The following is a 3,020-nucleotide window of genomic DNA, read 5'->3' on the forward strand; positions in this document are numbered from 1 at the left end:
ACGCATACCGGAGGTGACTTCTCGCTGGATTTATGGGCTATTTGCTTGTTAAACAGGAGCTTAAGGGAAGGGCCGATACAAACCCACTTTAAAAGGGCAGGTAAAGGAAGATCCTGTCGCTCCTGCTTCCCGGGCATACGTTATTTTCAACCCGACACTTGCCGATTAGTGCGGCGCAACTTCCTGAAGCGCGGCAAGATGGGATTGGTAAGTGGCCCGATCCCCATTTATGATAAAGGTTTTCCTGAAGGAACCAACACCCACGCCGATAAGAGCCCCAATCGGTGCGCCTATGATTCCTCCGCCTATGGCTCCAACATCTTCCCAGCCGCTGCCCGATTCAGCGGCATACCCGGCAGCGGCGCCCAATACCAGTCCGCCAAGGGCGCCTATCCAGGCACCTTTGCCGAGGCTGTTCTCTCTCCTTAATTTCAAGACCGCAATGGTTTCCGGGAGAATCGTTTTTTCAGTAAAATCTTCCTCTTTGATCACCAGGCCCTCGGCAGCTGCCGAATACAGGTAACCCCTTAGTTCGGTATTATCGGTTAAAGTCGCCCAGACTTTGTAGGTTTTCACCTTTTGGGAATAAGCGGAAACAACCGCAAAGGCGAGGATCAGTGCCAGGAAGATGCGAAGTGTTTTCATAGCAGGAAGAGTTTGTTTATTGGCCAGACGGGGAATACTTTTTTAGTTCAGCCAGCAGGCCTGAATAGGTTTGGTAATCTCCATTTATGGGGTAAATGGTTCTTTTGGAACCAAAGAGCGCCCCTATGCCTGCCCCTGGAAAGGACAAAAAGATGGCGCCTCCAGCGGCCTTTTCCTCTGCGGTGGACGAAAACCATCCTGGTTCGTCGTCCCCGCTGGCGTATCCGGCAATCGCTCCAACCGCGGCTCCACTCAAAGCGCCGATCCAGACCCCTTTCCCCACGCTGCCTTTTCTTCGGAATGAGATTGTTTTGACCGTCTTGGGGTCAATCCTGATCTCGTTCAGGTCGTCCCCCATCAGAATCAGCCCATCGGTTTCTGCCGAATAGAAGGTACCCCTGATGCGGATGTCGTCGGTAAAGGTCACCCAGGCTTTATAGGTTTTTACCTTTTGAGCGTGGCCTGTGGTCAGGGTGAAAGCGAGGGCAAGAACTGGCAGGAGGTATAGGGTTTTCATGGCTCGGGCATTATTGATTAAAGTATTTTGAACCTGCAGATCAGGCAATGATGCAAGTCAGGGTATGGGCCTGCGAATCTGAAGGCTCGCATATAATTTGAATGCAAAGCCCTGTGAGCCGAGGCAATCGGAGGTTTGGGTGAAGGGTTGCCTGGCTCAGGCATGCCCAGGTCTTGTGATGCACGATACGGCTTTGGAACATTGGCCCGACTGAATGTGAGTAGGAGATGCCCAACAACCATTTCCGGAAGATTTTATGACCTACAAGCCGTTCTTCGGGGCATATTGTCGGAGTCTCGGAAGGAGCGCCAAATACGTGGCCTGGTCCCCATTCACCAGGAACTTTTCCCGGCCTGAATTGAGGCCTGCACCGGCGAGTGCCCCAACAGGGGCTCCGATCAGCCCTCCGATCAGCGCCCCGCCCCCCTGGGAAATGTAGGCATCCTGAGTGCTGGCAAGACCGATTACCACCCCAATAGTCGCTCCGGCTATTGCACCCATCCAGGCCCCTTTGCCCGTATTTCCCTGTCTTCTGAATTTGATTGCCGCCATGCTTTCCGGCGCAAATCCTATTTGGTTCAAATCTTCGCCCAGAATCACAAATTCATCTTCATTCGCCGCATAGCATGTTCCTTTGACCTCTGTTTTATCCATTAAAGTCACCCAGGCTTTATAGGTTTTTACCTTTTGAGCATGGGCCGCGGAAAGGGTACAAGCGAGGGTCAGAACGAAAAGGAGTCGCAGGGTTTTCATGGCTTAGGTGTTTTATTGGAAGGTATTTCAGGGGAGGGGGAAGTGCAATGACGTGGGTCAGAGGAATAGGGGCCTCATTGAGAGATGGAATGGCTGCCTTTCGCATTTTTGGGGATTCGCGGCGGTTTCAAGGGAAGGATCCTGTATTCTCCTTCTTCACCCCATTTGATATAAGGGACTGAAGGAACCAAACAGAAAATAAAGGTTATCTTTAAAGGAGCTGCAAAACAGGGATACCGCCATGCAAAAGGTAAAATTTGACCGTTCTCGTAAGGATGAATTTTTCAACGTTTTAAACCATCGGATAGACGCCTATTTTGACGAACATACTATTACCAAAAAAGCAAACTGGGTTTTTGTTGCCAAAATAGTTACCTATTTCCTGCTCACCTTGATATGCTATTTGGCCATTCTCAGCAATGAATTTAGCGGCTGGCGCCTGGCGCTTCTTTTTGGCTTCTTTGGGGTTCTGATTACCATTCTGCTTTTTTCACTCGCACATGATGCCTCGCACCACGCGATTTCTGACAGGCCATGGATCAATCGTTCCCTGGCTTATATGTGGAATTTGGCCGGTATTTCGAGCTATTTCTGGGAACTTAAACATAATGTTGCCCATCACGGCTTTACCAACATACCGGGGAAGGACGATGATATTGACCAGAGCAAGCTGGTTCGTCTGAATCCGAATGCTACCCGCAAATGGTTTCATAGATACCAGCACATATACGCCCCATTCTTATATTCCCTGCTGAGTATTAACATCATTTATATCAAGGATTTTAAACTGCTGTTGCAGCATAACTTCGGGAATAAGACCATCCCCGGGCATCCGGTAAGGGAATTTTGGATTCTTGTTTTAACCAAGATTCTTTTTGTCGGCTACATGATTGTGGTTCCTAAAATGATATTGGGCATTTCATGGGCTGAAATGTTCACGTACCATGTCTTGATGCATCTTGCCATTGGCCTGTTCATAGGATTCATTCTCGTGCCTGTGCATGTTACCGGGGAATCAGCATACCGGCTGCCCGACAAACACGGGAATATTCATTGCGATTGGAGGCAACACCAGATCGAAGCTACTGTGGATTTTGCTGCCAAC

4 protein-coding genes are annotated in these 3,020 nt (G+C 49.6%); 1 reads left to right on the plus strand and 3 read right to left on the minus strand.

Going from position 1 to position 3,020, the window contains the following annotated elements; translation table 11 throughout:
• Positions 1-165 precede the first annotated feature (165 nt).
• The 3 genes from V2I46_09655 to V2I46_09665 all read right to left on the minus strand — a co-directional run bounded on the left by V2I46_09655 (position 166) and on the right by V2I46_09665 (position 1,915).
• On the minus strand, positions 166-645 hold the full coding sequence (locus tag V2I46_09655; GenBank protein MEE4177763.1) for a hypothetical protein: 480 nt from the start codon (positions 643-645) through the stop codon (positions 166-168).
• Between the two features lie 16 nt (positions 646-661).
• On the minus strand, positions 662-1,162 hold the full coding sequence (locus tag V2I46_09660) for a hypothetical protein (GenBank protein ID MEE4177764.1): 501 nt from the start codon (positions 1,160-1,162) through the stop codon (positions 662-664).
• A gap of 261 nt (positions 1,163-1,423) precedes the next feature.
• On the minus strand, positions 1,424-1,915 hold the full coding sequence (locus tag V2I46_09665) for a hypothetical protein (GenBank protein ID MEE4177765.1): 492 nt from the start codon (positions 1,913-1,915) through the stop codon (positions 1,424-1,426).
• Positions 1,916-2,156: 241 nt separating this feature from the next.
• Here V2I46_09665 and V2I46_09670 point away from each other — a divergent pair.
• Positions 2,157-3,020 (plus strand): fatty acid desaturase (locus V2I46_09670; protein ID MEE4177766.1); only part of this gene is annotated, 864 nt, incomplete at its 3' end.

It is taken from the genome of Bacteroides sp., from assembly GCA_036351255.1.
Lineage (GTDB): Bacteria > Bacteroidota > Bacteroidia > Bacteroidales > UBA7960 > UBA7960.

Bases quoted from the DNA above. Each gene is read 5' to 3' on its own strand.
- V2I46_09655 (MEE4177763.1), bottom strand. From the start codon at position 645: ATGAAAACACTTCGCATCTTCCTGGCACTGATCCTCGCCTTTGCGGTT.
- V2I46_09660 (MEE4177764.1), bottom strand. From the start codon at position 1,162: ATGAAAACCCTATACCTCCTGCCAGTTCTTGCCCTCGCTTTCACCCTG.
- V2I46_09665 (MEE4177765.1), bottom strand. From the start codon at position 1,915: ATGAAAACCCTGCGACTCCTTTTCGTTCTGACCCTCGCTTGTACCCTT.